At 23.2% G+C, this 26,856-nt stretch carries 33 protein-coding genes; 28 read left to right on the top strand and 5 right to left on the bottom strand.

All coding sequences use genetic code 11. The annotated features are described in order from the left end of the window. Nucleotides 1–22: 22 nt before the first annotated feature. Nucleotides 23–352, bottom strand: coding sequence for a hypothetical protein (locus LFWB_RS01985; RefSeq protein ID WP_210954471.1), 330 nt, complete (start codon nucleotides 350–352; stop codon nucleotides 23–25). 10 nt (nucleotides 353–362) lie between these two features. Here LFWB_RS01985 and LFWB_RS03990 point away from each other — a divergent pair, with 10 nt between their 5' ends. From LFWB_RS03990 to LFWB_RS02115, 27 genes are all read left to right on the top strand, one after another. After that, nucleotides 363–614 carry an HsdM family class I SAM-dependent methyltransferase gene (locus tag LFWB_RS03990; protein ID WP_420887583.1) on the top strand — a complete coding sequence of 84 codons (252 nt, stop codon included), beginning with the start codon at nucleotides 363–365 and terminating at the stop codon, nucleotides 612–614. After that, nucleotides 604–1,383, top strand: a complete 780-nt coding sequence (locus LFWB_RS01995) for an N-6 DNA methylase (protein ID WP_210954470.1) — start codon at nucleotides 604–606, stop codon at nucleotides 1,381–1,383. The genes LFWB_RS03990 and LFWB_RS01995 overlap by 11 nt, the downstream gene beginning before the upstream one ends. A gap of 31 nt (nucleotides 1,384–1,414) precedes the next feature. Next, complete coding sequence (locus LFWB_RS02000) at nucleotides 1,415–1,768, top strand: restriction endonuclease subunit S (RefSeq protein ID WP_210954469.1); 354 nt, start codon at nucleotides 1,415–1,417, stop codon at nucleotides 1,766–1,768. Further along, nucleotides 1,769–1,942, top strand: coding sequence for a restriction endonuclease subunit S domain-containing protein (locus tag LFWB_RS02005; protein ID WP_210954468.1), 174 nt, complete (start codon nucleotides 1,769–1,771; stop codon nucleotides 1,940–1,942). Nucleotides 1,943–2,838: 896 nt separating this feature from the next. Then, nucleotides 2,839–3,222, top strand: a complete 384-nt coding sequence (locus LFWB_RS02010) for an Rnase Y domain-containing protein (RefSeq protein WP_281411828.1) — start codon at nucleotides 2,839–2,841, stop codon at nucleotides 3,220–3,222. Nucleotides 3,223–4,043: 821 nt separating this feature from the next. Further along, a complete protein-coding gene (gene rny / locus LFWB_RS02015) occupies nucleotides 4,044–5,264 on the top strand; it encodes a ribonuclease Y (protein ID WP_281411841.1) in 1,221 nt (406 codons plus the stop codon). A 61-nt stretch (nucleotides 5,265–5,325) separates the two neighbouring features. Beyond that, on the top strand, nucleotides 5,326–6,099 hold the full coding sequence (locus tag LFWB_RS02020; protein ID WP_210954477.1) for a TIGR00282 family metallophosphoesterase: 774 nt from the start codon (nucleotides 5,326–5,328) through the stop codon (nucleotides 6,097–6,099). A 68-nt stretch (nucleotides 6,100–6,167) separates the two neighbouring features. Continuing rightward, a complete protein-coding gene (gene miaA, locus LFWB_RS02025; protein ID WP_210954478.1) occupies nucleotides 6,168–7,049 on the top strand; it encodes a tRNA (adenosine(37)-N6)-dimethylallyltransferase MiaA in 882 nt (293 codons plus the stop codon). Then, nucleotides 7,042–7,617 (top strand): elongation factor P, encoded by a 576-nt coding sequence (gene efp, locus LFWB_RS02030; RefSeq protein ID WP_210954479.1) that lies wholly within the window; start codon nucleotides 7,042–7,044, stop codon nucleotides 7,615–7,617. Before miaA ends, efp begins: the two co-directional genes overlap by 8 nt. Nucleotides 7,618–8,118: 501 nt before the next feature. After that, nucleotides 8,119–8,754 carry a hypothetical protein gene (locus LFWB_RS02035; protein WP_210954480.1) on the top strand — a complete coding sequence of 212 codons (636 nt, stop codon included), beginning with the start codon at nucleotides 8,119–8,121 and terminating at the stop codon, nucleotides 8,752–8,754. Beyond that, nucleotides 8,739–8,912: a hypothetical protein gene (locus LFWB_RS02040; protein WP_210954481.1), complete on the top strand. Its 174-nt coding sequence runs from the start codon at nucleotides 8,739–8,741 to the stop codon at nucleotides 8,910–8,912. The genes LFWB_RS02035 and LFWB_RS02040 overlap by 16 nt, the downstream gene beginning before the upstream one ends. Nucleotides 8,913–9,742: 830 nt before the next feature. Beyond that, nucleotides 9,743–10,363, top strand: a complete 621-nt coding sequence (locus tag LFWB_RS02045) for a sigma-70 family RNA polymerase sigma factor (protein ID WP_210954482.1) — start codon at nucleotides 9,743–9,745, stop codon at nucleotides 10,361–10,363. A 4-nt stretch (nucleotides 10,364–10,367) separates the two neighbouring features. After that, nucleotides 10,368–10,691, top strand: a complete 324-nt coding sequence (locus LFWB_RS02050) for a single-stranded DNA-binding protein (protein WP_210954483.1) — start codon at nucleotides 10,368–10,370, stop codon at nucleotides 10,689–10,691. Nucleotides 10,692–10,706: 15 nt separating this feature from the next. Beyond that, the gene (locus tag LFWB_RS02055) at nucleotides 10,707–10,997 is read left to right on the top strand and encodes an HU family DNA-binding protein (protein WP_210954484.1); all 291 of its coding nucleotides are present in this window, start codon (nucleotides 10,707–10,709) and stop codon (nucleotides 10,995–10,997) included. Nucleotides 10,998–11,009: 12 nt separating this feature from the next. Then, entirely contained in the window at nucleotides 11,010–11,450 is a 441-nt protein-coding gene (locus tag LFWB_RS02060; protein WP_210954485.1) for a hypothetical protein, read from the top strand. After that, nucleotides 11,443–11,667, top strand: coding sequence for a hypothetical protein (locus tag LFWB_RS02065; RefSeq protein WP_210954908.1), 225 nt, complete (start codon nucleotides 11,443–11,445; stop codon nucleotides 11,665–11,667). The genes LFWB_RS02060 and LFWB_RS02065 overlap by 8 nt, the downstream gene beginning before the upstream one ends. Further along, a complete protein-coding gene (locus LFWB_RS02070) occupies nucleotides 11,668–12,303 on the top strand; it encodes a YqaJ viral recombinase family nuclease (protein WP_210954486.1) in 636 nt (211 codons plus the stop codon). It begins immediately after the preceding gene. Between the two features lie 114 nt (nucleotides 12,304–12,417). Beyond that, a complete protein-coding gene (locus LFWB_RS02075) occupies nucleotides 12,418–12,714 on the top strand; it encodes a hypothetical protein (RefSeq protein ID WP_210954487.1) in 297 nt (98 codons plus the stop codon). Continuing rightward, nucleotides 12,714–13,319 (top strand): hypothetical protein, encoded by a 606-nt coding sequence (locus tag LFWB_RS02080; RefSeq protein WP_210954488.1) that lies wholly within the window; start codon nucleotides 12,714–12,716, stop codon nucleotides 13,317–13,319. The genes LFWB_RS02075 and LFWB_RS02080 overlap by 1 nt, the downstream gene beginning before the upstream one ends. Nucleotides 13,320–13,387: 68 nt before the next feature. Next, nucleotides 13,388–14,584 (top strand): AAA family ATPase, encoded by a 1,197-nt coding sequence (locus tag LFWB_RS02085; protein ID WP_210954909.1) that lies wholly within the window; start codon nucleotides 13,388–13,390, stop codon nucleotides 14,582–14,584. Nucleotides 14,585–14,587: 3 nt separating this feature from the next. Next, nucleotides 14,588–16,207: a coiled-coil domain-containing protein gene (locus LFWB_RS02090; RefSeq protein WP_210954489.1), complete on the top strand. Its 1,620-nt coding sequence runs from the start codon at nucleotides 14,588–14,590 to the stop codon at nucleotides 16,205–16,207. Between the two features lie 99 nt (nucleotides 16,208–16,306). After that, complete coding sequence (locus LFWB_RS02095) at nucleotides 16,307–16,897, top strand: hypothetical protein (protein ID WP_246454203.1); 591 nt, start codon at nucleotides 16,307–16,309, stop codon at nucleotides 16,895–16,897. Nucleotides 16,898–17,007: 110 nt separating this feature from the next. Further along, entirely contained in the window at nucleotides 17,008–17,136 is a 129-nt protein-coding gene (locus tag LFWB_RS03925; protein WP_281411829.1) for a hypothetical protein, read from the top strand. A 25-nt stretch (nucleotides 17,137–17,161) separates the two neighbouring features. Beyond that, the gene (locus LFWB_RS02100; protein ID WP_210954490.1) at nucleotides 17,162–17,656 is read left to right on the top strand and encodes an SVM family protein; all 495 of its coding nucleotides are present in this window, start codon (nucleotides 17,162–17,164) and stop codon (nucleotides 17,654–17,656) included. A gap of 492 nt (nucleotides 17,657–18,148) precedes the next feature. Continuing rightward, entirely contained in the window at nucleotides 18,149–18,949 is an 801-nt protein-coding gene (locus LFWB_RS02105) for a hypothetical protein (RefSeq protein ID WP_210954491.1), read from the top strand. A 23-nt stretch (nucleotides 18,950–18,972) separates the two neighbouring features. Then, on the top strand, nucleotides 18,973–19,311 hold the full coding sequence (locus tag LFWB_RS02110; RefSeq protein ID WP_210954492.1) for an SVM family protein: 339 nt from the start codon (nucleotides 18,973–18,975) through the stop codon (nucleotides 19,309–19,311). Between the two features lie 233 nt (nucleotides 19,312–19,544). Beyond that, nucleotides 19,545–20,300, top strand: coding sequence for a hypothetical protein (locus LFWB_RS02115; RefSeq protein WP_320412072.1), 756 nt, complete (start codon nucleotides 19,545–19,547; stop codon nucleotides 20,298–20,300). A 265-nt stretch (nucleotides 20,301–20,565) separates the two neighbouring features. Here the strand turns inward: LFWB_RS02115 and LFWB_RS02120 are convergent, their stop codons facing one another. The 4 genes from LFWB_RS02120 to ruvA all read right to left on the bottom strand — a co-directional run bounded on the left by LFWB_RS02120 (nucleotide 20,566) and on the right by ruvA (nucleotide 23,483). Then, on the bottom strand, nucleotides 20,566–20,871 hold the full coding sequence (locus tag LFWB_RS02120; RefSeq protein WP_210954493.1) for a hypothetical protein: 306 nt from the start codon (nucleotides 20,869–20,871) through the stop codon (nucleotides 20,566–20,568). A gap of 104 nt (nucleotides 20,872–20,975) precedes the next feature. After that, entirely contained in the window at nucleotides 20,976–21,671 is a 696-nt protein-coding gene (locus tag LFWB_RS02125; protein WP_210954494.1) for a hypothetical protein, read from the bottom strand. Nucleotides 21,672–21,873: 202 nt separating this feature from the next. Beyond that, nucleotides 21,874–22,896 (bottom strand): Holliday junction branch migration DNA helicase RuvB, encoded by a 1,023-nt coding sequence (gene ruvB, locus LFWB_RS02130; protein ID WP_210954495.1) that lies wholly within the window; start codon nucleotides 22,894–22,896, stop codon nucleotides 21,874–21,876. A 32-nt stretch (nucleotides 22,897–22,928) separates the two neighbouring features. Next, complete coding sequence (ruvA, locus tag LFWB_RS02135; protein ID WP_210954496.1) at nucleotides 22,929–23,483, bottom strand: Holliday junction branch migration protein RuvA; 555 nt, start codon at nucleotides 23,481–23,483, stop codon at nucleotides 22,929–22,931. A 187-nt stretch (nucleotides 23,484–23,670) separates the two neighbouring features. On the opposite strand from ruvA, the gene LFWB_RS02140 reads away from it, so the two are divergent. Further along, nucleotides 23,671–26,682: a hypothetical protein gene (locus LFWB_RS02140; protein WP_210954497.1), complete on the top strand. Its 3,012-nt coding sequence runs from the start codon at nucleotides 23,671–23,673 to the stop codon at nucleotides 26,680–26,682. The last annotated feature ends 174 nt before the right edge of the window (nucleotides 26,683–26,856 follow it).

Consider the following 26,856-nt stretch of genomic DNA (forward strand, 5'->3'; position numbering starts at 1 on the left):
AAAACACAATTGACATTTATTATTATTTTTTCCCTTCCGTTATTAAAACCATTTTTTTATTCTTTTCTAATATTGGTGTTAAAACAACTGTTAAAAAACATAAAACCATAAAATGAAGATATTTTAATAAAGGTTTTATAATTTGATAAAACAATTTAAATATATATAGTTTTATAACAATTATTAATTGTAAAACTTTAAAAAATTTATCTAAAAAAATAGATATTAAATTAACACAGTTAACTATTATTTTAAAAACAACATCACTTACAAATTGATATGCGTCTTGTGAAACCTTTGCTGATATTTTACCCGCTGTTTCTGCTTTTTTATTCGCTACTTTCGCAACCACTGCTGGTAAAATCTCTGGAGAGTTTTTTACACCTTCCTCTATCGCTTCTTTAATAGCTAAAATTGTAACAATAGAAAAGAAACAACAAAAATTAAGTATTTACGATCCTACATGTGGGAGTGGCTCTTTATTATTAAAAATTGTGAAAGAATTAAAAATGCAAAACCCCACCTTTAAGAAAAACATTAACATTTATGGACAAGAGTTAAATAGCACTACTTACAATCTCGCACGCATGAATATGTTATTACATGAATGTTGATTATAATAATATTAATTTATCTTGTGGTAACGTTTTAACACATCCAGATAAACAACATTTAGAATTTATAAAAAGCGAAGGAGGGTTTGATATTATAGTTGCGAACCCACCGTATAGTCAAAAATGGCATTTAAATAATAAAGAAGACAAAGTTGCGGAAAACGATCCACGCTTTAAAGGTTATGATGGTTTAACACTTAAAAGTCGAGCCGATTTAGCTTTCATCCAACATATGTTATATTATTTAAAAAAAGACGGCATTTGTGTAGTAGCGTTGCCGCATGGCGTTTTGTTCCGTGATGGAATCGAAAAAACCATCCGGCAACAAATAATTAAAAATAATTACATTGATACAATTATTAATCTCCCCACAAATATATTTTTTAACATGGATCTTGACATTTGTATTATTGTTTTTAAAAAACAAAGAACTGATCAAAATATTTTATTCATTGAAGCGAGCCAAGAATGTGGATCAATAATTCAATCTAAAAAAAATAAAAATATTTTAAATGAAAATAATATCAATGATATTTTAAATTGGTATTTTAAAAGAGAAAACGTTATCAATAAAACTTATATCGCTTCTCAAGAAGAAATTATTAAACATGATTATGATTTGATGACTTTTTTTAAACAATATATTAATTCATCTGAAGAAGAAGAAGTTATCGATTACTCTCAATTAAAAAAAGAAGAACATTTTTTCAATGAAAAAATGAATGAATATAAAAAAATAATAGAGTTAATGGTGGAGGAATTAGAATGATAAAAATAAGATTCAAACCTTTTAAGGATGAGTGGCAAACAGCGAAGTAAAAGGCTTAATAAATGTCGAAAGAGGACAGCGATTGACACGTAAACAATTTATTGCTAATGGGAACTATCCAGTAGTTGGCGGCGGTTTTAAATATTGTAATTATTATAATCAAATGAACACTCCAGAAGATACTATCACCATCAGTCGCTCCGGCTCTTGTGGTTCAATTTGTTATTATGAACGGCCTTTTTATTTTACTAACTCTGCTTTTAAATTAACAAAACCGAAACAAGAAAAAATAAATTATTTTTATTTATTTACTTTTTTAAAACAACATGAAAATAAAATTAAAAAACTGGGTCGAGGTGCTGGTGTTGAACATCTGAAGCAATAAATGTTAAATAATTTTCTTATTTCATTCCCTTCCTTTGAAGAACAAATAAAAATAAGTTCTTTTTTACATATTTTAAAAAAAAGAATCGAATTACAAAAAAAAATATTATATAACTGCGAACAACAACAAAAATATTTTAGTAATTTGTTGTTTAAATATAAAAAAGGTAATTAATGTTTAATGAAATTTAGTTTTAGAAATAAAAAATATAATGTTAATTGGTTCCCTAGTGTTATTGTCTTCACTGGTCTTCTTATCTAGATTTATATTTATGTTGGAGGTGTTATTTCTAAACATAAATATACAAACGAAATTAAACAAGAGATAGCTGAATTTGGAAAAAATCCCAATTCGGTTGTTGAAGAAGCAAAAAATATTTATTTTTATGAACCTTTTAATACATTAACAAATGAAAGAGACACGGCTTTGAATAGGATTAAAGAATTAGAAGCAGAAATTGGAAAATCAAATAATTTATTAATTGATGCAAGAGGAATTATATATTAAATCAATCCGATAAAATGCTTTTTTTGTACTATATATACTTTTTTTATTATTTATTTTTTTTAATATAAGCCTGTAATAACTCAGTATGTAACGATTGAGTTATTTTTTTTGTTCTTTTTATTAATTTTTTTAAAATTTTATTTAAAACTATACCCACCTAAATATTTAATTAATTTTTTTACTAAAAATCATTTTTTTTTTTTTTTAAAATATTTTTTTTAAATTTAATTTAAGATGAAGATTTAGTTGATTAAAAATTTTAAATAAACCAAATCTTAAATTAAATAAGATTTGGTTTATTTATTTTTAAAACTAATAGTAGCTTTTTCAAAGAAAAGCTTTTTCAAAGAAATATTTTTTGTTTTAAACCTATTTCAAAAATAATAAAAATAGAATTTTTCATAATAATAATGTAAAATAATATGAATTATTATTATATATAATTCAACAATATATAATAATAATTTTTTAAAAAATAATTAAATTGATTAATTTAAAATTTAATTTAAATTTAATATAAATTAATTTTAAATATAAAACAACATAAATATAAGGGAGAAATAATGATATTTAATAATATACTCCTAGGTTTATCTTATTTATGTTCTATTTTTCTTTTTTTAGGGATATCGATTTATTTTATGATTCAAAAAAAGAAAATTAAAAATAAAATCCAAAAAATAGAAGAAAAAATGGCAGAAAAAATATTAAAATCTCAATTAATTTCTGCACAAATTATCGAAGACGCTAAAAAAAAAATATCTTCTTTAAAAAGAGAAACGGAAAATGATTTAAATCAAAGAAGAAAAATAATTATTAATCTAGAAGAAAAAATGATTCATAGAGAAAATTTATTCAACAAAAGAATAGAATATTTAAATGTAAAAGAAGAAATGATATATGAAAAGGAAAAGGGCGCGAAAGATACCTATTTATCGGCGAATTAACGAATCGCTTGGGATAAGATAATTCCCGAAGACCACATAAAACCAGAAATGGTGGCTTGGTTAATCACCTTGAAAAAGGGTTTAACAACAGCAAAAGCATGAAAGCGTAGTGAAGTGAAACAACTAACTAATAAGCTTACGCGAGGTCAGTTATCAAGGAAAAGGATGAAATTTCCCTAATCGATTAAAATGTCGTAATTTTCAACCTATTTTCGGTAAGTTGTTTGATATTCCGAAAAGTTCTGATTAATATTTCAATATATTTTCCGTTGAAATAAATTATCTTAAAAAATTCTTAAAATAGAATAATCAGAAGACATTGATGTTTTTTTATAAAAAAATCATCTTTCTTTTTTCTTTTCTGAAAAGAATTGACAAAACATAATATTTTTTTATTTAAGAAATAAGAAATGTAAATCGAACCTAAAATAACACGTAGATAAATAGAGTAACTTCGATCTCCCTAAAGGTTACTAAGAAAAAAAGTTAAAAAATCAAATGAAATCAACAAATTTGATTAACCCAAGGGAAAAGAAAATCTTATAGTAGTCGTAGAAAATTGAAACTATTATTGGAATATAATAAATAAGGAATCTACCAAGGAAATGGGTAATAACCATTACAAGGCGAAAGAGATTTATTAATTGTTTTTTCGAATACAAAAAAATAAATAGATAATATTAAAAATTTTTCAAAAAAACAATTAAAAAGAGCCTAGTGCTTGGAAACTTGCTTGCTGGGTTCTGTGGGAGGCTAGTTCGAAATAAAGATAAGAATATAAAAATTCTTTTCCAAAACTCGGCTTTTCTATCCTAATTAAAATAAATAAAAATCAAAAATATCTAGAAACACTTCAAACTGAATTAGAACAAACAATATTGAAACAAAAAAATAAATTAGAAAAAATCGCTACTTTAACTAAAGAAGAAGCGAAAAATATTATTTTTAAAGAAATCAAAACAAATTCTTATCAAGAATTAATAGAATACGAAAAAGAAAAAGAAAAAGAATATAAATTTAAATTAACAAACAAAGCTAAAGTTTTATTAATTTCTGCCATGGAAAAATTATCCAAAGAAGTCGTAAACGAACATAATACTAGTACGATTTTTTTAGAAAAAGACGAAATTAAAGGTAAAATAATTGGTAAAGAAGGAAAAAATATAAAAACTTTTGAAATAATAACTGGTGTTGATTTAATAATTGATGACACCCCGAATATAGTTATTCTAAGTTGTTTTGACCCTATCAGAAGAGAAATAGCTCAAAAAACTTTAGAAGAATTAATCAATGACGGAAGAATAAATCCTGCAAATATAGAAAAAATATTTCAAAAAAATTCTCAAGAAGTTGATGAATTCATCCAAGTAAAAGGCGAAGAAGCTATTTTTGAAACTAAAATAGGGATGATAGATGAAGAATTAATTAAATTATTAGGAAAATTAAATTTTCGTACTAGTTATGGTCAAAACGTTTTAAAACATTCTTTGGAAGTTGCTTTTTTAGCTGGTAAATTAGCAGCTGAAATAGGAGAAAATGAAATTATAGCGAGAAGAGCTGGTCTTTTGCATGACATCGGTAAAGCTTTAGATCATCAAATAGAAGGTGATCACATTAAAATAGGAATTGATTTAGCTAATAAATATCAAGAACCTTTCGAAGTTATTGACGCGATAGCTTCTCATCATGAAAATCAAGAACCTCAAACAGCGATAGCTGTTTTGGTTTCTATAGCGGATACTATCAGTTCATCCAGACCAGGCGCAAGAAAAGAATCTATAGAGAGGTATATCGAAAGAATAACTCAATTAGAACAAATAGCTGATAATATTCCTGGAGTGGAAAAAGCTTTTGCTATTCGTTCTGGCAGAGAAATTAGAGTCATTGTAAAAACAGATGAAGTAGATGATTCGAATACTTTTTTAATAGCGAAACAAATTAAAAAACAAATTAAAAAAAATATAAATTATAACGGAATTATCCAGATAACTGTAATTAGAGAATTAAGAGTTATTGAACTAGCAGAAGTCAATATTTCATAATTTTTTATATTAAAGAAATTAAACGGATTTTAAAATATAGTAAAGTAGAGATTTAAAAATAATGAAAATTCTTTTCATAGGAGATATTTATGGCAAATCAGGAGTAGATTATTTTATAGAAAAAATTAATTTTTTAAAAAATGAATATCAAACAGAAATTATTATCGCGAATGCCGAAAATGTTGATAACGGAAAAGGATTAGATTACGAAAATTACCAAAATTTAATTCTATCTGGTGTTGATTTAATAACAATGGGTAACCATACTTTTAAAAACAAAAGTATTAATAGTTTTATCGAATCAGATAATATTATTAGACCCTTAAATTTAAAAGAAAAAGAACTAAAAGGAAGTGGTTATAAAATAATTCGTCATAAAAATCAAAAAATTTTAATCATGAACGCTTTAGGAAGGATTTTTATGGAAAAAAGCGAAAATTTATTTTGCCCTTTTAAACAAATAGAAAATACTTTAAATATTTGTCATAAAAAATATGATTATTCTTTTTTAGATTTTCACGCTCAAGCAACTAGTGAAAAAATAGCTTTAGCTAATTACTTTGACGGAAAAATTGACGCTATTGTTGGCACCCATACTCATGTTCAAACTAACGATGATAGAATTTTACCCAAAAAAACACTTTACATTTCTGATGCAGGTATGACTGGCCCTTATGAAGGGGTAATCGGCCAAGATAAAGAAATTATAATTAATAATTTTTTAAATACAAAAAGAAAAAAACATAAAGTAGCCGAAGGAAAAAGACAATTGAACGGAGTTTTATTAAACTTAGGGACTGAAAAAAATATTAAAAAAATTATTATTAATGAATAATTTTTTATTCATATAAAAAATATAAATTATAATTTATATGAATAAATATGAAAAAAAATAAAAAAAATATGAAAAAAGTTATAGTTATCACTGGACCTACCGCTTCAGGGAAAACAAATTTATCTATTGAATTAGCTAAATTATTCCAAGGTGAAATTATTAATGCCGATTCTATTCAAATTTATCAAAAACTTGATATAGGTTCGGCCAAAATAACTCCACAAGAAGCCGAAAATATAAAACATCATTTAATAAATAAAATAGATCCAGAATCATCTTATAATATTTATAATTTTCAAAAAGATGTTAGAAAATTAATTTCTAAAATTAAAACACCTTTTTTAGTAGGAGGAAGTGGACTCTATATAAAAGCCGCTCTTTTTAATTACGAATTAGAACCAGAAGAGAAAAAAATTAAAATTGAAAAATTAAATTTAGAAGAAATGTTAGAAATTATAAAACAAAAAGATCCTCATTTAATTTTGGATATAAAAAATCCTCACCGTATAATAAGAGCTTATCAACAATTATTTCAAACAAAATTAAGATCTGAAAAAAAAGGAAAAAATACCCCTTTATTTGATATTTTAATTATTTATTTGGATATTGATAGAAATATTTTAAAAGAAAGAATCACATTAAGATTGGAAAAAATGTTAAAAAAAGGTTTTATTAAAGAAGTACAAAATCTTTTAAAACAACATCCTCAAGCTAATTTTAATATTATAGGTTATAAAGAAATAAAAGATTTTTTAGAAAAAAAAATTAATTTAAATGAAGCTAAAAATTTAATTATCCAACATACTATGAAATATGCTAAAAAACAAAAAACATGGTTCAAAAATCAAATGTCAGAAGCGAAAATAATTAACCCATTAGAACTGCAAGCTAAAGAAACAATAGTTTCTTTGATAAAAATTTTTTTAAAAAAGGAAATAAATAATGATTAACACTAACGATTTTAAAACAGGCCAAACTATTAAATTAAATAACGATATTTATCAAATTATAGAATTTTTACATGTAAAACCAGGAAAAGGTGCCGCTTTTGTCCGAAGCAAATTAAAAAATTTAAAAAATGGTTATATTATTGAACATAATTTTAACGCTGGTGTAAAAGTTGAAAAAGCAGTTATTAATAAATTAAAATTACAATTCTCTTATATTAGTAATGAAAATTATGTTTTTTTAGACCCCGATACTTTTGAATCATTCGAGATAACAAAAGATAAATTAAATAACGTCATTAAGTATTTAAAAGAAAATATGTTAGTAGAAGTTATTTTTGACGATAAACAAGAAGTTTTAAGTATTTCTTTAGATGATAAAATTTCTTTAAAAGTGGTAGAAACCGATTCTTTAACAACTTCTAACACAACAAGAAAATCAACTTCTTACAAAAACGCTACTTTAGAAACTGGTTTAGTTATCAAAGTTCCTATTTTTATTGAAGAAAACGAAAATATAATTGTTAATACTGAAACAGGTTTGTATGTTTCTCGTGATGTTAATAAATAAGATTAATTAGATAATATTAAAAACAAAATAAAAAGATCATCTTTATTTCAAAAGATGATCTTTTTTTATTAAAATTGGTAAATGAATTTTTTTTTATTATATAATGAATGTAATTTATATTAAAATAAATTACTTAGGATAAATTGGCGTAAATTATGTATGATATTTTTTTCAATTTTTTTGATGATTTTAATAAAAAAAATAAACTAAAATTAACGAGAAAAAAAATTATAAAAAACTTAACAGAAAATCCTGAAAACTGTTATTGGTATTTTAGTAATGAAAAAATTAAAGAAATCCAAAATAATATAAATATTAGTTCAAAAAAACAATAATTGGTTTTAAATTTCAAACTTATCCAAAAAATTTTTCAGAAAATGTTAAATTATATTTAAAATTAATTTTACAAAATAAAAAAAAGAATGAAATGAAAAAGATGATCAAAAAGATTATAACAAACAAATAAAAATTACAAAATCAAACATTAAAAAAAAAGAAAAGATGATAGTTATAGTTTATAAAACAATAGATGGAGGCGATAAAACAATAAAAATTAATTTAGAAAAAGATTTAAATCCAAAAAGAAACATAATTATTTATTTAATAAAATTAATCAAACAAAAAATAAATAATAAACTTTATTATGAAGTTTTATCAGAAATTGTTAAAATCCCTGACCTTTGTTGTAAAATTTTAAAAAAAACAAATAACGAAACAAATTATAGAGATTATAGAGATTTTTTAAAAAAGGTTGAATTAAAAACTAAAAAAAATTTATTTTTATTTTATGAAGAATTTTATTCTTTAAGATGTGACTTAGTTCATATGAATCCAATGATATCCCATTATGAAATAAGTGATTCTAATGATTTCAAAACTATCGAAGACAAAATAACAGAAACAGAAAAAGAACTAAATATAATAGATATAACAGATGAAAAATTAGAAAAAGATGAAAAAGTTAATAAAATAAACGATATAAACGCAAAAATTAAAAAAATTCAAAAATTATTAAAAAATGACATTGAATATTCTTGCAATAAAATGCGAAATATTTTAGAAACAATCTTGGACATTGATTATTTAAATGATTCTTTAAAAAAAATAAAAATAACGAAAAAATGTTTGAAAATTTAAAAGAAGAATTAGAACTTTTTGAAAAATTAAATAATAATAATAATAATAATTTCAAAAAACTATTTGGTTGTGTTTTTCAAATTCAAGAAGATAAACTTATTAACAAAGAGATTACCATAGAAGATATACATAAATATAATTTAAGTCCAAAAAAATAACAAGAAAAAAATTTAAATAATGAATCTGATCAAAAACAAAACATACAAATAAATGAAAATGAATTAAATGAAAAAGTTAAAAATATATCAGAAAATATATATTCTATAATATTTGAAAAATCAGATGACAAAATTGAAACAAATTTTGTATATACAAAATTATATAGTTTGTTTTTGTCAATGGAATATATTAAAAAAAACAAGAATTTTGATAAAAAATATTTTCAAAAAATAAATAAATTAGTGTATGACAAATCACTAATATCAGATATTAAAGAAATTAAACAAATTTTTGATTTTGTACGGCTTTCTGAAATACCAAAAATCCCTGATAAAAAAACGAGAATTTTAACAAAACTGTAAAAAGAATAAAAAATTTTTTTAGACATGAAATTTTAAAAAATTTAACAATTGAAGAGATCGAAAATATTAACGAAAAGAAAAATTTTGAAGAAAAGAAAAATTTTGAAGAAATTTAAAAAAATTTTTTAACAAAAATAATTAATATTATTTTTGATAACAAAATAAAAAATAATGAAATAAATTCGAACTCAGATATAAAAACAATTAGTAAAGAAATTGTTCCAATATTTATTAAATCAAAAACACATTCAAAGAAATCCGAGGAAATTAGAAAAAATTTAGATAAAATTAATTATAAAGACATATTCAAACTAAATATTATAGAGATTGAAGTGTTCCAAAACTTTAGACACTTTTTGTTTTTTAAAATTTATTTAAGGCTAACTATTAAGTTAGTCTTTTTTTATTCTCTAAGAATAAAATTAATTTTCATATCTTTTCTAAAAACGTTTTTAGAAAGGGATTAAATGTTAAGAAAAAAATTATTTAAAGATTTTTTAAAAAATAAAAAGAATTTAGAAATAAGAGATCAATTAATTGATCTTCATTTGCCATTAATAAATAAAATTGTTGGTAAATTTAAATATTATCCTAAATTGCTCCAAAAACAAGATTTATATCAAGAAGGAGTTTTAGGATTAACGAAAGCCCTAAGTAATTACCAAGATTTAGGTTATGACTTTATCGCCTATGCAAAACCAACAATTAAATCTGAAATCAATGAACTAATAAGAAAAAGTTATTCTCCTTCAATCCCACAAAAATCTACTAAACCAAACAATATTAGTTTTCAAGAAGAAAAATATCAACCTTATAAAATCAGCAACCCCAATCCTCATCAATTATGGTTAAAACAAACAAATCACGAATGTTTGTTAAAAAAACTAAAAAAGAAATTAAGTAAAACAGGATTTAATATTATTTGTTTAAGTTTTGGTATCACTTTAGACAACATCAACGAAACTTATCAACGACCTCATACCAACCAAGAGATCGCGCTAAAAATAAATTTAAAACTTCAAACAATAATCAACATCAAAAAAATAGCTATTCTAAAATTAAAACCTAAAAAACCAATGGAGAAATAAAAAAATGTTAAATAAAGTTCAATTAATCGGCCGCATCACTAACGCCCTAGAATCACAATACATTCATATTAATAATGAACAAATCACAAAAATTGATTTCAACTTAGCTATCAACAATAAAGATAAAGTTCAATTCATCCACTGTGTTGCCTTTCGTAATCAAGCAGAAAACATGAGTAAATATTTACACAAAGGTTCAAAAATATATATAGAAGGAACATTATCTATTCAAAAATACACTAATAACGAAAACCAAAACAAAACCAATACTAAAGTTATTTTAAACAATGTTATCTTTTTAGATAATAACCCCCCAACCCAAAATTAAAAAGGAGTCACTAAAATGACAAAAAAAGAATTAATCAAAACTATCGCAGTAATGCATAAAACTTCGGTTACTCAAACCCAAGATTTTTACAACTCGTTCGAAAATGCTTTAATCAAAGCAATCACATCCAACGAAGAAGTGGTATTATCACCTTCAATTGGCAAATTCATCTTAAAATCAAGAAAAGCCCGCGTGGGAAGAAACCCCCAAACAGGTAAAAAACTCAAAATCCCTACAAAAACTGTGGTAAATTTTAAACTTTCTAAAACTATTAAAGATGAAGTCAAAAACCTTAAATTAAAATAAGGAGAATAAATTATGTTTATTTTTTCATTATTTGCAACAATTAGCAATTTTATCTTAAATTACTCTAAAGGATTTAGCACTACCGAAATCCTTGAACGAAGAATAGACGGAATCCAAACAACGATTTTCACTATTCTTATTGTCTCTGGTTTCAAACCTATTTTTAAATTAATTGCAAATATTTTGATTTTCGTCAAAGATTTGATTTTAGGCCTCTTTTTCCCCAACAAAAAACTCCAAAATTTAGAAATCCAAAACGCCAAACAAGAATATTTAGAAAAACAGTTATTAAAAAAACTAGATAAAATAAATGAAAACCAAGAAAAACTCCAATCCCAATTAGAAGTGCAAAAAGTAAAAGTTGCTCATTGGCAAGAGAAAAAAGCAAGAAAAAAAATACTAAAATTAAAAAACAACAACAAACCTCACGGAAAGGAAAATGAAAATGAATGAACTTAATTTCGCCATTGGATTTATCGTTGGCGCCCTATTCGCAACTGCTTTAATGTTTATTATCAAAAAAATCTTTTTTAATTTTTTTCCATTACCAGAAATTAATAAAACAGATGAAACTAAAAAAGATAACAAACCCAATAAATCATCTTCAATTATTCCAAACCCAAATAACAATTCAAAAGAAAAAAATAATTTAGAAAGTGAAAATAATTAAATGAAAATTAATAATTTAAACCAACGAACTTCTGAGTGGTATAATCATCGCAAAAAATATATCAATGCCTCTGAAATAGGAAGTATTACAGGAAATGACAAATTTAGAAGTTTAGAACAATTAATACATGACAAAATATTTGGAACAACATTTACAAGCAATAAATTCACCGAACACGGCAACAAAACCGAACCCCTAGCGAGAACTTTTTTTGAAAAAATAACTAATCTAAAATTCCCTGATACCATCTTTACTGATGATACTTTAGATATGTTTTCTGCAAGTCTTGACGGTTATAACAAACAAACCAACACTTTATTAGAAATTAAATGTCCTTATGTAGATGAAAATAACAACATCTCCTCTACTTGGAATGGTTTCTTTTCACATAAAAAAATCCCTTCTAATTACTGGGCGCAAGTTCAATGTCAATTATATTGTTCTCAATCTAAATTCGCTTATTTCTTTGTTTATTTTAATGACACTAATTATCATGTTGTTAGGGTTTATCAAGATAATAATTTTATTAACCAAATGATTGCAGACGGCAAAAAGTATTTAGAATTATTAAAACTCAATAAACAAGAATTACAACAGACAACTTATTTAAAAAAATTAAGTAAATTTAAAATATAAAAAAAAGAAAGGAAACTAAAAATGAAAATCCAAAAAAACCAAAAATAATTATTAAGAAAAAAACAATTTAGAAAGTAACAAAGAAATAAATAATTAATACAAAGGAGAAAAAACATGTCAAAAAAAATAATTATCACTAAAAAACCAAATAAAAAATTAACCAAAACCCAAAACCCAAATCAAAAAATATCAATCCCAGAAACAAAAAAACTCAATCATCACATTTCACCCCCAACTCCTAATATCAATAAACTAAATTTATTAAAAATAATTACTTATTTAACTATCATTTTATATTTTATTTTACATGTCAACGTTATTTATTACCAAAACCAAATCCCTTGGTTAACAACAGGAATCAATAATTTTATTGATTTAATTAAAACAATTTTTTCAGGAGGAAACAAATAATGAAAACACAAAATAAAAATAAAATATTAATTATCATAACATTTGTAATTGTTCTATTTTTCTCAATTATCTCAATTTATGCTTTAAACGATTACTTTAACAAACAAAGAAAAGAAAAAATAAATTTAATAAATGATTTTCCTATTTTCACTGTTGAACGAACGGGTGGCAACAACGAAAATCAAATACTTTTGCCGATTTCAATTCCTAACTTAAGCCAAAAAAAATACAATCACTTAATTACTATCGAACACGAAGCAATCCTTAACTCAAATGGAATAGATATTTCAATACCCTTATATTTAAAATTATCAACCCAATATAACACTAACCAATCCTTTAACAACCCAGAAAAATATTTAAACATAAGCCTCAAAGTTAATAACAATGATTATGACGACACAAAACGTCCCCAAATGATATTAAACGACAAAGGTATTGGAATTATTAAAATTCAAATTAGCATCGAACAAAAAGAAATCATCAATTCCAAAAACCCTCAATTAGAATTAATTTGTGATTACGAATTAGTCGATTCCCAAGGTAAATCTTTCGAAGGCGGAAATCAAACTATCGAAAACAAAATTGCTCAATTAGCAAAATAAAATATTAAAAGACTAAACAAAATTTGTATTAGTCTTTTTTTATTTTTCAGAAAGGTATTAATATGAAAATGAATATTAAAAAAAATCAAAATAAAAATTTAAATCCAACTAATTTAATAATAATCATTATAACATCTATCATTTTATTTTTAGGAATTCAAGTTTGGATCCACCATCAAGCTTTAATCGAAAATCAAACCCAAATCCTAAATCATCATAAAAGATTAGAAACCCAAAACAAAACTAACCAAGAAACTAAAAAATATTTAGAAGACCAAATAACTAAAAATAATTCATCACCAGAAAAAATTCAAACTTTTTCTTCATCAGAATTACAAGAAAAAACAATAATCCCGAACGATAACCAAGAAGAATTATTATTTAAACCTTCTAACAACAATAAATTCCCAGGATTCAACCAACTAATCGGTTTCAAAGAAGAAAAACAAGCATTAGATGGATTTATTGATTATCTCAACAACAAAGAAAACTACCAAAATATTGGAGAAATCGAATCTCCTCTAGGTATTTTAATGTATGGAGCCCCTGGAACAGGAAAAACCACTCTCGCAAGATCCTTAGCCAAAGAAACTAATTTACCCTTCTTTGAAGTAAGCAGCTCTTTATTCTCACAAAAATACAAAGGTATCGCCCCTCAATTAGTCAAAGATTTATTTATGACAGCTCGCGAAGAAGCAGCCCAAAACAATGGCGCAATCATCTTTTTAGATGAATGCGAAACTATCTTTACTGATTTAAGCACTTTAGAAACTGATTCAGAAATTGCCAATGTTGTGAATCAATTCAAAACTGAATTGACATCTTTTAAAAACAACCCTGAAAAACCTATTTTCATCATTGGAGCTACAAACCACATTAACCAAATCGATGATGCCATCAAATCAAGATTCACTTACAATATCGAAGTCAAACCAGGCAACAAAGAAGAAAGAAAACAATTCCTAGAATTTTTAATCAACAAACGTAAAAACCCTTATAGTGAAGAAGCCAAACAATACTTATATGAAGTCATTAACGAAGCTTTAGAAATATTACCGCCAAACCATCAATTCAAACAAGCCAATCGTACTTTGGAAAACCTCTTAAAAACAACAGTAACAATCTTTGCGAAAAACAGAGGTCAAGGTGAAACTAGAAGAAATGAAATCAACAAAGAAGATTTAAAACAAGCATATAAAATGATAATTTCTCCTAATATAAATATATTAGACCAAATAGAAAAAAACCAAAAAGGAGATGAATAATATATGTTAACACCATTTGACTTAATCAAAGGATTTTTATCATTTAAATCTTATTTCACCTGGTTTTTAATAGCCACTACCATCTTTAGTCTATTTGTTTTCTTTAAAAGAAAACTTTCACCCACTCAACAATCAACAACATCATGGAAAGGCTATTTAACTTATTTTTTAATTATAATTGGTATTTTAAGTTTCATTTATTTATGTTTCTTTCATAAAACAGAACCATCATCTAAATATGCAGGGCAATTAGTCAATAAAATCGACAAAGCCATCGATAAATACGAAAATACAATAAATAATTACAAAGGATTAAAAACTAATTGGGAAAGTGAATTAAAAAAATGTGAAGATGAATTAAAAGAACTTTACAATGCCCAAGAATCCTCCCAAAAACAAAAAGAACAAATCCATGAATTGTTAGAACAAAATGAAACAAAAATTAAAGAAATAAAAGAACAATTAAAAAACACAACAGGTAACATCACTATCTTAAAAGGCAAGCTAACTCAGTTAGAAAAAGATAAAGATGCCAAAGAAAAAGAAATTAAACAAAAACAAGAAGAAGAAAAATTAGCTTCTCCTGATGATAAAATTAGATTAAGAGCACAAATTGAAAAACTCCAAGATGAAGAACAAAAAATAATTGAAGAAATCAGCGAAGTTAAACTTCAAATCAAAAATTTAGAAAGTAACCAAAAATACTACCAAGATATGTTATCTGGTGCTGAAAACTACAAAAGAATTTTAGAAGAACGATTAAAAGATTTAACTGAAGGAGAAAAAAGATTATATAATCAAATCCAATCAGTTGAAGAACGTCATGCCGAAATCCAAAAAGAAATTGATGCAGTCAAGAAAAAACTAGATAAAATCGATTTAGAAAAAGATTTATATGAATCCCTAAAAAGAAAATATAGTGAAATGTATAACCGCATGCAAACCTATGAAAAAGAACATGAAGCATCAGCTGGAAACATAGCTAAATGGTGTTTTAAAGCTTTTGATAAAGTAACTGACTTAATTCCCGCTAAATATGGAATCAAAACATTAAATAAAACCGTATCTGTAACTCGAAAATACGCACAAAAAATGGGAGCCGTAACTTTAACTCTTCACGAAGGCCACCGTTTGTGGCATTTATATAATGAAGTCGCGCAAGAAAACAAAGAACATCCACCAATGATTACCAAAGAAGCTTTAGATATGTATACTCAAGACATCAACCGTGATTTAGCCAAACTCGACGCTGACTACAAAGATTACGAAAAAAAGCTAGCTGATTATAAACTTCGTCAAAATGAAAATAATTTAGAACAAGAATTAGAATATTCTAGATCAATAGTTCGCGGAATAGCCCAAAAAGAACAATCAGTCATCGATGAATATAAAACCATCATCAAAGAATTAAAAGATAAACAAAAAGACATAAAAGATATTTATAAGTTAGAAATAAAACAAGATAGATTAGAAGAAGAATTAGAAACTAAAAAAGAAGACGTGAATGATTTAAAAGAACAATTAAAACAAAAAGACCACAACTATGCCCGCGCCCAACAACGCCTTCAAGCTAGACGAGTTGGTAAAATCCCTGAAATGGTTATGATACCAAATAAAAAATAATTTTCCTTAAACATTTTATTCATAAAATTATATAATAGTGATATATTCATATTTCAATATTTGATAATAATCACTATTATCAGAAAGGAAATGAAATTTATGAATAATAATTTTTTTCAAAAACATTTAGTAACTATTATTATCACATCTCTTTTTGGAATAGCGATTATAATTGGTTTTTATCAAGAATTTAATGATTATCAAAACGAAAAAAATTATTTATCTCCTTTAGAGAACAAACCCCAACAAATCCCTTCAAAAATAAAACGTTCTACGGAAGAAACACCCCAACCGAAAATTAAAACAACTGCTGTTCGTTTAGACCAAATTAAAACTTATCTCTTTGGCGAACCTACTGACACTTCTAAATTACCATCTGATTTATCAGAGCGAGAAAAAACCCAAATCAATAAACTAAAAAATAGTTGGCAATTATCATTGAATTCCTTAAACGAACAAAAAACATGGGTAGATGAAAAACAAACTGAATGCGATGAATACCAAGCACAATTAAATTCTCTTCAACCTCAAATAGAAGCTTTAAAACCACAACAACAAAAACTAGAACAAGATCAAGAAGACAAAGAAAAAGAAATCAATCAAAAAAAGAAGTTCGGAAACAATTTAAATGTTTACCTAATCAACCCGAAGAAGTTAGAAAAAAAAGAAAAGAAAATTTTGATTTATTAACAGCTGAAATCGACAAACTACAAGATGAATTAGAAGAAATAGTTGGTAAAATATCTGATATAAATTCTCAAATTGGTAAATTAGAAGCAGACCAAGAATATTATCAAGATATGTTATCTGGTGCTGAAAAGTTAAAACAAGATTTAGAAGAACGATATGAAGCTGCTGAATTACGAGATAAAGATTCAATTATTTCTGAATTAAACGAACTCTATGACATTACCTCGACTGAGGGATAAAAAATAAAAGGAGTTATAAGTTAAAATGATACAAGTAAAAAATAAATTACATCTTTTACCATTCTTTTTAATGAGTTGTTTAGGATTGTTTATCTTAATCACTATTAATCCAGTTATGGCAATGAATGATAATAATTTAAATTATCAAAATTCAATAAATAATGAAATTAATGAACTTTTGTTAAAAAAACAAAAAATATCTAAGAAAATTTCACATTGCAATAAACTTGATTTAAACACTATTAATTTAAAACAACAATTAAAAATTTTAGATCAAACGATTCTAAATCTTTATCAAAGACTTGCTGATATTAATGTTTTAAAGTATATAAACGAAAAAATATGGCATTATTCATATGAACGAAATCAAGTAGCTATAAAATATTTAAGTAAAACATATCAAAACACAACAGCAGAAGAACTTAATAACAAACATCAAGAAATAATCCAAAAAATTAAAAAATTGAGTCAAAAATATTGTGATTTGCAATATAAATTAAATGAATTTTATTTAAATTAAGTTATATAATTCAAAAACCCCTTCCCAAGGGTCTTTTTTATTTAACAAACACGCATATAACACCACAAATTAGGAGGTTCCCAATTATGTCAAAATCAATCAAAATTACCTTTATCTAAAAAATTAATAATTATGTTATTAATTATTATCTTCAATTTTGTCCCTTCCATCAGTGCTCATTCTTCTTTTTTTCATAGTCAAAACAAAAACCCAAACTACAATTTATCAAAAAGACTTAAATATAGGGATGGCGATAATGTTTAATCAAGGGATTAATCGGATTTGGTGCAGCCTAAGCACACTACACTTCGTATTTGAATACTAATCATACTATATAGTAATTTAATAAATATATTTTTAAAATTGTTCTTTAAAACTTAAAATTAAGTAGATAATTTCATATCTTTTCAAACTAACAAAGTTGTTTTTAATTAAATTAAAAAGTGTCTAAAGTTTTGGAACACCTCACTATTATCAAGAAAGGAAATAAACATGAATCAAAATATAAAAAATAATAACAAAAGAAATACTATTATTATCTTAATTTTTTCTATCATCATAATTTCTTTTTTTTCATATATATTCTTAACCAAAAATAGTCAAGATGAAACCCCACGTAAACACCTTTCTTCTTTAGGACAAACTCCAGAAAAAGATTCATTAGAACCCGAAGAAAAAAAACACCCCCAACCGAAAATTAAAACCACTCAAAAACGTTTTAACCAAATCAAATCTTATATTTTCGCAGAACCCCTTACTAATTATTTATCATTACCAACTGATTTATCAGAGCGAGAAAAAGAAATCATTACTTTAATTAACAAAATGTGGAGATTGTCTTTAGGTAATTTAAATGTACAAAAAGCTTTAATTGATGAATCCCAAAATAAATTCGATAAATACCAATCTGAAACAAATCTTACTACTACTAAAATAACATATTTAGAACAATCAAAAAAAACTTTAGAAAAACAAAAAGAAGACAAAGAAAAAGAAATTAAACAAAACCAAGAAGAACAAAATTTAGCTTCTCCCGATGATAAAATTAGATTACAAGCTAAAATTGAAAAACTGGAAGATGAAGTAATAAAAATAGTTGGTAAAATCGACAACATCAATACTGTAATTTTAAACTTAAAAGTTTTCTACAAATTACAACAAGATATGTTAACTGATGAAGAAAAGAATAAAAGAATATTACAAGAAAAATATAAAACAGACGAAGAAAAATATATAGATTTAGTGCTTTCTCGATTAAACGAACTCTACGACATCACCTCGGCCGAGGAATAAATAAAAATAAGGAGTAATATATAATGTTAATAAAAAATAAATTACATCTTTTACCATTTTTTTTAATTAGTTGTTTAGGATTATTATTTATCACAAGTAATAATCAAGTTATGGCGATGGAAAACAACAACAAAGGTAAAACAATTATAAATCATGAACCTAGCGAAAAAGAAGTAAATGATTTTTTTCAATTATCAAAAAGAACAAAAGAAAATATTTGTTATATAAGACAAACAATTCCTCATTTAAAAAATGCTTCTGTACGCGAAATAGAAGAATGGATATGTTCTCCGAATAAACAAAAAACAAAAAATAAAAGATTAAAAACAATTGATTTAAATAAAAAACCAGAACAAAATTGATTTTTAAATAAAAAAAATATTATCAAATTATAAAAATGTATGGAAAAATGATTTTATCCATGATTATGGGTATACTGTTACTTTACATTGTGCTTGTTATCATTTATTATTTTGATAAAAACCATGCAAAATTAAAAGAAAATGTGATTAATAAACCCTAAAAGAAAAATAAAAAACAATTTCAATTAATTAAAGACCCTATAAAGGGTCTTTTTTTTATCCCTTTTTACCATTTGTCAGACAAAAAAACATTAAAAAAAGAATTAGGAGGTTCCCAATTATGTCAAAATCAATCAAAATTCCCTTTATCTAAATATTTCATCATTATTTATTTATTATTATTTTTAATTTGTTGTCCTTCTATCTCCGCTCATCCTTATTTTCATCATCAATCTAAATCAAAAATAAAACTATCTGACTACCAAACCCTTCAACAAGAATGGTTAGCCACCCAACCCAAAATGAAAAGATATGACATTCCTGTTTTATCCAAAGAAAGCATTCCTGATATCTTAAAATATTTTAATATCGAAGCTTCTATCTATTTCCTTCAAGAGCCTTCCTACAATCCTTATGATTACACTTTCTTCTACGCTAAACTCAAAAACCCTCCTTCAGGTTTAATTGGGGCTTATTTCAAACCAAGACATAACCCTTTTAATATCAAATATCCTTATGAAGATGATGAATTCACCTTAGAAGAACTCCTTGATTACGGAATAGCCATCGAAGAAGCCTTTGTCTTTTGGGACGCAAAACAAAAACCTCAAGAAGAAAATGTAAATATAGAATTAATAATAATTGAAATGTTTGCTGACCAAAACAAAGAAGAAGCAATTAATAATTATTTAATCAAAAACAACATCATTAAAGAACCAAAACTAATTAAACTAGGTTGTTATAACGCAACACCTCATACTGGATTAGTATTACCTTTACCTTTTGGAAAATTTTTATTTGAATTTGAAATTGATAAAGTTAATTTGTAGTAACCGTGCACTTCAAATGATGAATGAGAAGTTGTGGAGAAGTAATAATAAAAAAAAGATCAACTTGAAAGTCAATCTTAATTATTCATTAGATATTTAATTTTGCAAAAAAATAACTTTATTCAGTTAGAATTAATTCATTTGTGATTATTTATTTTCTTTTTCCTTATGTTTTATCTCTTTTTTTATTTTCTTTTTTTTGAGGTTTTCGAGAGAAAATGAAATTTAATAAAAATCTGTCCATTTCCCCTGAAATTGGCGAAGTCTAAAAATCATTATAAAAAATCAATGTGAAACTGCACCAAAGCAAAAATAAATAAATCGAAAATAAAAAGAAAACAATATTATAAATAAACTTGAAGATTTTAATATAATCTTGAGGAATGAGTTTTAAATTAATAACTCTCTTCATTCCGAGCCATAACACAAGTAAAGCTTCTGAAATCATAAAAAGCCAAAGAAAATTCCAACGATTTTTTTTACTAGTTTTGTTAAAATCTACTTTTTGTTTTCCGTTTTTATCTAATTCTTCTTTATAAATAATGAATGTAAATCCTAAAATAACAACCACCGAATTTCTTTTTTGATTTATAATGAATTAAAACTGACGATATATAAATACCCCCTATAATAAAAAAAATAATTATTATAAAAAATATTAAAAATATAAATAATTTAATTCAAAACACTTGTAACATCATCCAGTATTATTTTGTCTCGCCATTTAGGTATTTGTTGTTTTAAGGATTCATCTAAAGCATGAAAAAAACAATAACCATCTCCTTGAGTATCATTATAATCTTTAATAAAAAAATGAATATCATCTTTATTAAAAAATTCAATCATTACAATTTGATCTATCTTTGAAGGTAATAAATTTTCTCTAGTTTTTACAGACAAATCATTTTTTGAAGAATCTTTTATACGATGAATTGTTAAAGAGATATTTTTTTTAATTTGTTCGCTTATAAAATCAATAGTGCCATAAATTAATGGTGTGCTCGCTGTTTTTAATTTGCCTTTCAACACTTCAACCATAAATAATTCTGGATCTGCAATAAAAATATTACAATATGACTCTATTTGTGTTTTTTTCCAACCTTTAATAAAGTTTTTTAATCCTAAAACAGCTAATTTTTTAATAAAATCAAAAGAATTTATTTTTGATAGATTTTGTTTTAAATTTTTATTATATTCATTTATAAAAGAATCTCCTTTTAAATACGGAGTATCTTCTTTTTCTTCTTCTTTATTATTATGATTGCAACAAATATTAATTGGGCTTATTTCTTTTGCGATAAAAATTAAAAAAAATATTATAAATAAAAAAATACATAAATATATAGATATCTTCTTTTTATTAAAATGCATTTTTTATTTCCTTTTTTTTATATTTGCATCATTTATAAATAAAAAATAATTTTTATCTCAATATATCGTTTAAAGATATCATAAAAAAAATATTTTTTTATCAAAAATTATAAAAAACTATTTCAAAATTTTAAAAAAGTTTTTACAAAATATAAAAAAGTTGTAAAGAAAATATAAAAAGCAATATTTAAAAAAATATAAATTATTCAAAACAAATTTTAGATTTATTTTCTTTCAAGAGTTCAAAAGCAGCTTCAGTAGCGATTCTTCCGCGAGAAGTTCTTTTTAAATAACCTTTTTTAATTAAATAAGGTTCTAATACTTCTTCAATCGTTAAAACTTCTTCTCCGATCGTAACAGCTAAATTTTTGATACCTACCGGTCCACCATCGAATTTATGAACTAAATTATATAAATATTGAAAATCTGTATCATTTAAACCATGTTCATCTATTTGTAATTTATCCAAAGTTTGCAAGGTAATTTGTTCAGTAATTACTTTATTAGGAGAATACACTTCAGCAAAATCTCTCACTCTCCGAAATAAACGGTTAGCTATTCTTGGAGTGCCTCGGCTTCTTCTAGCCAAAGATTCTAAAGCTTTATTTTCTATTTTATTACCACTAATATTTGATGTTCTATTCAAAATTAATTTTAATTCTTCTATATTATAAAAATCTAATTTTAAAATCAAACCAAAACGATCTCTTAAAGGAAAAGATATTTTTCCAAATTTAGTCGTTGCCCCTATTAAAGAAAAAGGAGGTAAATCGATTCTAATAGTTCTTTTTTCTTCATTTTTGCCAATAATAAAATCTAATACATAATCTTCCATAGCTGCATACAAAATCTCTTCTACATTCTTAGGCAAACTATGAATTTCATCTATAAATAGAATATCTCCTGATTGGAGATTAGTTAACAAAGCGACCAAATCTCCTATTCTTTCGATATTAGCGCCGCTGGTTATTTGAAAATTCACTCCTAATTCGTTAGCGATAATCCTAGCTAAAGTAGTTTTTCCTAACCCAGGCGGTCCATAAAGTAAAAGATGATCCATCGATTCTTTTCTATTTTGAGAAGCTTTCAAATGAACAAACAAAATTTTTTTAATTTGTTCTTGGCCAAAGTATTCATTCAATCTTTGAGGTCTCAAAAATTTTTCATTTTCTACGTTTTCATTTATATTTTTTTCAATATTATTTACTTTTTTTGAATCTGACATTTTTTTGATTTTCCTTATTTGAACAATAAATTTTATTTAATTAATAATAAAGCTTCTTTGAGAACAATTTCTATTTTTTTTTCAAAATCCAGTTTTGAAAAAACTTTATTTATTTCTGTATTTTTAAAACCTAAATTTATTAATGCTTCTTTTACATTTTTTTGCTTCGTAGTTAATACAATTTTTTCTTCTCCCGAAATATTATTATTTTGTAAATGCAAAACAATTTGTTTAGCTGTCTTAGTTCCTATTCCTGGAAATTTAGTTAAATAAACAGCATTATTTGCTGAAATAGCTTTTTGAATTTCTTCAAATAAAATAGGATTTGTAAAACTGATAGCGCTTTTAGGTCCTATCCCAGGGACAGAAATTAATTTTTGAAAGAAATATAAAAATCGAAGTTCAATAAAACCATATAAACTTTTAATATTTTCTTTCACATAAAAATAAGTGAATAATTTAATTTCTTGTTCTAGTTGAAAAACATAAGGATTAGCGAAATAAATATGATAACCAATATCATTATTCTCTAATACAATATAATTTCTTTCGATAACTGTTATTTTCCCTTTAATATAAAAATACATAAAATATTTTTATCCTTTTTTTAATAAACGAATTGCCACATTTTTTATATTTTAATTAAAATTTTTAGTATGCTATAATATATAAAAATGAATTAATATTATAAATATATTATATATTATAATATTATTAATAGATTATAAACTTAATAAATTATAAAATATATTAACGAAAGTTGATTTGGATTAAATGGATTTGTCATATAAAAATAACAACCGAATAAAAGAACCTGATTTAAATTTTAAACAAAATGATTTATTATCAAAAATTAATCAAATAAATTTAATTCTTCAAAAAAATGATTTTTTTAACGAAATAGAACAAAAATTTATTACTTATAATTTTGAAAATATAATTTCATTAGAACAAAAAAAAATAAATCAAAATTTTGATTTCGCGTTATATCAGGAAAATATAAAACATAATTATAATATGTCTCTTATAACAAATAAAAAAACAAATATCCAAAATAATTCTTCAATATATTTAGAGGATTATGACGCTTTAATCAATAATACTAAAAAAAAAATTCAAAAAAAAGAATTTGAAAAAAAGAATATCTATTATGAATTGCAAAATAAAATTAAAAAAATTCAAACCAAAAAAGAAATTAATCTAAACAAAATTTTAGATTCAAAAAAAGAAAAAAATTTAAAAAAAGAAATTCTAAAAAAAGATTTCTTAGAACAAAAAAATAATTATTTTCAAAAAAAACAAAATCTTCATATACAAATTAAGGAAATAATAAAAGAAAAACAAATTATTTTTGATAAAAAAATGAAATTACTTCAAAGCGAACAAATAAATAATAATTTAAAAATGAATAAAGAATACGATTCTATTATAAAAAAATTACAAAAAGTTGAAATAATTCAAAATAAATATTTGCAAAAAATGGAAGATTATAATTTAAATTTGAATGACCAATTCGAAAATAATAATAAAATTTTAAATAAAATTCAAGAAGAATTATATAAAATAACAAACCAAAACAAAGAAGAACAAAAACAATTATTCAAAGAAAAAAAAATTCAAATGTTTTTTATATTAACAAATAAAATTCCAAACCAATATCAACAATTTTATTTTTTAACACAAAAAAATAAAAAAAATAAATTTAAATGTTTGCGAAATTTATATTTATGGCATAAAAATTATATATTTTTAAAATATTGTCATCGTAAACAAATAAATATTATCAACATCGAAAAAAAAAATCAAAATATTAAAAACAATTTAGAAATCGAAAAGTTTAATTTATTAAAAAAACAAGAAATCAAAATAATCGATAATTCTTTTCTTCGAGAAGTTAATTTGATAAATAAAGATTTTGATTTAATGAAATCAAATAAAGAATATCAATTATCATATATAGATATCAAAGAAGAAGAAGAAATAAACGAATTAAAAAATTTTTATTTTCAACAAGAATACCAAATTAATTTTTATTTAAATGAATTGGAATATAATGAAAAAAAAACACAATTAGATTTTATACAAAACAAAAAAAAATATTTATTAGAAAGCCAATTAAAAGCAGAATTAATTAAATTAAATTATAAATATTTACAAAAAACTATCGAACATTTCGAACAAATTAAAAATTCTGATATAGAATTAAATAATTTGGTTCGTTTTCAAAACAAACAAAAATTAAACCAAGAAATAAATTATGAAATAAAAAAAGAAATTTTTGAAAAAAGAACAAAAAAATTATTATTTCAATTAAAACATAATACAGAAAAAAATATAATAAATGAAAAAATAAAAACCGAATTTATTAACAATTTGATTATCGATTTAAAAAAAAAAAATAAAGAAAAAAATGAATTATTTCAAAAAATAAAAGAATTAATTGATGATTACAAAAAAAATTTAAATCAAATGACCCCTGACCAAAAAAAAGAAATATTCCTTAATATAAAAAATTTATGCGAATTATTAATAAATAATATTCAAAATAAACAATTTGATTATTATTGTTACGCTCAAGAAAAAATAAATGAAATAGAACAATCGAAATTAAACAATAAAATAACTTGTTTAAAATATATAATCGAATATACTGAAAAAAATATTTTTTATATCCATCAGTATATTCGCTCATATAGACAAAATAAAAATAAAAATTATAATTATTTAGAATATCAAATAAAAAATTATGAACATTTTTGTTCAACTTTTAAAAAAAAATTATCTCATTTAGAAAAAATAAAAAATAAACAAAAAATCAATCAAGAAAAAATAATTAAAAAATCAAAAAAAAAACATAATAATGAAATAATAAAAAAAAATTATTATCAAAAAAAAATATTTTTAAATTTACAAAAAAATACAAAATATAAAAATTCATTATTAAACAATTTATTACAACTTTTTAAAAAAAACGAAGATTATTATTGTAAAAAATTTTATAATAATTTAATATATTTGAGTAATATTTCAGATAAAAAATATATTTTTATATTGGATAAAATAAATATTCGGAAACAAAATATAGAATCCGATAAAAAAAATTTTTTAACAAATAATCAAAAAAAAATAAAATATCTATCTGATCGTTTTTTAAATATTTTGGAAGATATTAATTTATCAAATTTAAATCATCTAAAACAAAAACAATTAAAGCAAAAAAATAAATTAAATAATAAAATTATTTTTTATAAAAAAACTTTCGAAATTCAATCAAACGAAAGAGCGATAAAATATAATTTGATAAAAAAAAATTTTAAAGATGCTTTAATAAATTTAAATAAAGAACAAAAAAAAGAAATAAAAGAGATTAAAACAGAATATTTAAATAAAAAAGAAAATTTAAAACAAGAAATAAATAATCAAAAAAAAATTTTACTAAAAAAAACCACTATTATAAAAGAAAAATACAGTTTAATAAAAAAAAATTTATTAAATAAAAATAAAAAAATACAAGCGACAAATAAACAAATAAACAAAAAATATATAAAAGATAAAAAAAAGATTTTAAAACAAAAAGAAAAAAAAATAAATCAAACTAAAAGAAAATTTTTATTAATTAATTTGCAAAAAATATTTTTATTATGGAAATTAAAAATAATTTCTTTTCTTAAACATATAACAAATAAATTAGAACTAAAACAAAATGATTATCGCAAAATGAAAAAAGAAAAAAATGAAATCCAAAACAAATTATTTATATATAAAGAATTCGATTTATTTTGGTGATTATCTATTTATCAATAATAAAAATAGAAAAATAAAATAAATAAATTATAAAAGAAATTAATCTATCCTAATGTTGATATATAATATTTAAGTAAAATAAATAATTAATTATATATTTAGGGAGGGTTGTTTTTAATTATTATTAATCGAAATTAAAAGTTCAAATAAGGAAAC

This window comes from Candidatus Phytoplasma luffae, assembly GCF_018024475.1.
Lineage (GTDB): Bacteria > Bacillota_I > Bacilli_A > Acholeplasmatales > Acholeplasmataceae > Phytoplasma > Phytoplasma luffae.

Excerpts from the sequence above, each read along its gene's own strand:
- LFWB_RS01995 (WP_210954470.1), top strand. The coding sequence starts at position 604 with ATGAATGTTGATTATAATAATATTAATTTATCTTGTGGTAACGTTTTA.
- LFWB_RS02005 (WP_210954468.1), top strand. The coding sequence starts at position 1,769 with ATGTTAAATAATTTTCTTATTTCATTCCCTTCCTTTGAAGAACAAATA.
- LFWB_RS02010 (WP_281411828.1), top strand. The coding sequence starts at position 2,839 with ATGATATTTAATAATATACTCCTAGGTTTATCTTATTTATGTTCTATT.
- LFWB_RS02020 (WP_210954477.1), top strand. The coding sequence starts at position 5,326 with ATGAAAATTCTTTTCATAGGAGATATTTATGGCAAATCAGGAGTAGAT.
- miaA (WP_210954478.1), top strand. The coding sequence starts at position 6,168 with ATGAAAAAAGTTATAGTTATCACTGGACCTACCGCTTCAGGGAAAACA.
- efp (WP_210954479.1), top strand. The coding sequence starts at position 7,042 with ATGATTAACACTAACGATTTTAAAACAGGCCAAACTATTAAATTAAAT.
- LFWB_RS02035 (WP_210954480.1), top strand. The coding sequence starts at position 8,119 with ATGATAGTTATAGTTTATAAAACAATAGATGGAGGCGATAAAACAATA.
- LFWB_RS02040 (WP_210954481.1), top strand. The coding sequence starts at position 8,739 with ATGTTTGAAAATTTAAAAGAAGAATTAGAACTTTTTGAAAAATTAAAT.
- LFWB_RS02045 (WP_210954482.1), top strand. The coding sequence starts at position 9,743 with ATGTTAAGAAAAAAATTATTTAAAGATTTTTTAAAAAATAAAAAGAAT.
- LFWB_RS02050 (WP_210954483.1), top strand. The coding sequence starts at position 10,368 with ATGTTAAATAAAGTTCAATTAATCGGCCGCATCACTAACGCCCTAGAA.
- LFWB_RS02055 (WP_210954484.1), top strand. The coding sequence starts at position 10,707 with ATGACAAAAAAAGAATTAATCAAAACTATCGCAGTAATGCATAAAACT.
- LFWB_RS02060 (WP_210954485.1), top strand. The coding sequence starts at position 11,010 with ATGTTTATTTTTTCATTATTTGCAACAATTAGCAATTTTATCTTAAAT.
- LFWB_RS02065 (WP_210954908.1), top strand. The coding sequence starts at position 11,443 with ATGAATGAACTTAATTTCGCCATTGGATTTATCGTTGGCGCCCTATTC.
- LFWB_RS02070 (WP_210954486.1), top strand. The coding sequence starts at position 11,668 with ATGAAAATTAATAATTTAAACCAACGAACTTCTGAGTGGTATAATCAT.
- LFWB_RS02075 (WP_210954487.1), top strand. The coding sequence starts at position 12,418 with ATGTCAAAAAAAATAATTATCACTAAAAAACCAAATAAAAAATTAACC.
- LFWB_RS02080 (WP_210954488.1), top strand. The coding sequence starts at position 12,714 with ATGAAAACACAAAATAAAAATAAAATATTAATTATCATAACATTTGTA.
- LFWB_RS02085 (WP_210954909.1), top strand. The coding sequence starts at position 13,388 with ATGAATATTAAAAAAAATCAAAATAAAAATTTAAATCCAACTAATTTA.
- LFWB_RS02090 (WP_210954489.1), top strand. The coding sequence starts at position 14,588 with ATGTTAACACCATTTGACTTAATCAAAGGATTTTTATCATTTAAATCT.
- LFWB_RS02095 (WP_246454203.1), top strand. The coding sequence starts at position 16,307 with ATGAATAATAATTTTTTTCAAAAACATTTAGTAACTATTATTATCACA.
- LFWB_RS03925 (WP_281411829.1), top strand. The coding sequence starts at position 17,008 with ATGTTATCTGGTGCTGAAAAGTTAAAACAAGATTTAGAAGAACGATAT.
- LFWB_RS02100 (WP_210954490.1), top strand. The coding sequence starts at position 17,162 with ATGATACAAGTAAAAAATAAATTACATCTTTTACCATTCTTTTTAATG.
- LFWB_RS02105 (WP_210954491.1), top strand. The coding sequence starts at position 18,149 with ATGAATCAAAATATAAAAAATAATAACAAAAGAAATACTATTATTATC.
- LFWB_RS02110 (WP_210954492.1), top strand. The coding sequence starts at position 18,973 with ATGTTAATAAAAAATAAATTACATCTTTTACCATTTTTTTTAATTAGT.
- LFWB_RS02125 (WP_210954494.1), bottom strand. The coding sequence starts at position 21,671 with ATGCATTTTAATAAAAAGAAGATATCTATATATTTATGTATTTTTTTA.
- ruvB (WP_210954495.1), bottom strand. The coding sequence starts at position 22,896 with ATGTCAGATTCAAAAAAAGTAAATAATATTGAAAAAAATATAAATGAA.
- ruvA (WP_210954496.1), bottom strand. The coding sequence starts at position 23,483 with ATGTATTTTTATATTAAAGGGAAAATAACAGTTATCGAAAGAAATTAT.
- LFWB_RS02140 (WP_210954497.1), top strand. The coding sequence starts at position 23,671 with ATGGATTTGTCATATAAAAATAACAACCGAATAAAAGAACCTGATTTA.